Annotated in this window: 2 protein-coding genes; both read right to left on the bottom strand. The window is 28.8% G+C overall.

Going from position 1 to position 1,221, the window contains the following annotated elements; genetic code table 11:
* Positions 1-115: 115 nt before the first annotated feature.
* Positions 116-550, bottom strand: coding sequence for a hypothetical protein (locus HY951_16440; protein MBI5541649.1), 435 nt, complete (start codon positions 548-550; stop codon positions 116-118).
* 236 nt (positions 551-786) lie between these two features.
* Positions 787-1,086, bottom strand: coding sequence for a T9SS type A sorting domain-containing protein (locus HY951_16435; protein ID MBI5541648.1), 300 nt, complete (start codon positions 1,084-1,086; stop codon positions 787-789).
* Positions 1,087-1,221 lie beyond the last annotated feature (135 nt).

The following is a 1,221-nucleotide window of genomic DNA, read 5'->3' as shown; positions in this document are numbered from 1 at the left end:
TTACAAAAGGTTTATTGAGAATTTTTCAAAGAGGACATATAGATGTCCAGTCAAGCGGCATTTTACATGTGAACTTGACCCTGATATGGTAGCAAAATTACAGTATATATAAAAATCAACCAATATTTAGATAAGAGCCTATTTTTTTAAAGTTATCAATTATTGATTGTGGAATATTTCTTTCCATTTGATAATATATCTCACCTTTGTCAAATATATTTTTCACTTCCTTAGCAAAATTTGTCTTAATAGATAATTCAATAACACGCTCAACAGTTTGTGAGTATGCAGCGGATATTGGTATGGTTTTTTGTGAAATCAGTGGAATAGCCATTAACATATTTGAAAACCATCTATATTTCCCAATACGGTCTATAATTTCTTTACGACAAATGTATGCAAGAAAAAAAAGTGATTCTGAATATTTTGAATAATCACATGATAGATCATTTTGAATTTCAGCATCTAATTTATTTAATATTACATAAACTCTTCCAAAATACTTTGCTGCTTTATTGCACTCAATTCCTGATTTAATAAAATTAACCATAATATTTATTTTTTAGTGAATTAAAGTCTATTTATAAAAAATATTTTGTTGTTTACTTATTCGTTCCGAAAGCTTGTGCATAACGGTACTCGTGCAGGACGTCGTTTTTGCAACCTTATTTAACAGCGCATAGGCGAAGCCTTAGCTTATCAATCCCTGCAAAAATGCGGCTTGCACGATGTTACCTGCTGGGCGTATTCTTATTATTTTTTAGTATTTGTTGTTCAAAATATCTTCTATTCGATAATAATTTTACCCATAAATAATTTTTCACCTTTTAGTTCAACTGTATATATACCACTTCTTAATTCTTTTCTGTTTATTTCTATAGTATTGGAACGAATTTCTTTAATTTCTTTAACTTTTTTCCCTGTAATATCAGTAATTATAAGTTCATATGAACTATTATGCGGATTGTCAAATACAATAGACGTTTTATTAGTGAAGGGATTGGGGTAAATTTGTAATGGTGAATTTTCTGTACTATTAACAGGGACTGAATTATTATAAGTAAAATGTAGGTTATATATCTTCAATAGTTCGGTAAAAATTTGATATTAACAAAGGTATGTAAATAACTTTTACAACCGACCAGTAGGACAAAAGAAAAAGACATCAATTTTGTTTTTATGATAAAAAAACGTCTTGATGTCTTCCGAAAGAGCGAGGCT

This window comes from Bacteroidia bacterium, assembly GCA_016218155.1.
Lineage (GTDB): Bacteria > Bacteroidota > Bacteroidia > Bacteroidales > GWA2-32-17 > GWA2-32-17.
The sequence above is the reverse complement of the archived record's forward strand: the minus strand, read 5'-3'. Positions and strand labels throughout refer to the sequence as shown.

Bases quoted from the DNA above. Each gene is read 5' to 3' on its own strand.
- HY951_16440 (MBI5541649.1), bottom strand. From the start codon at position 550: ATGGTTAATTTTATTAAATCAGGAATTGAGTGCAATAAAGCAGCAAAG.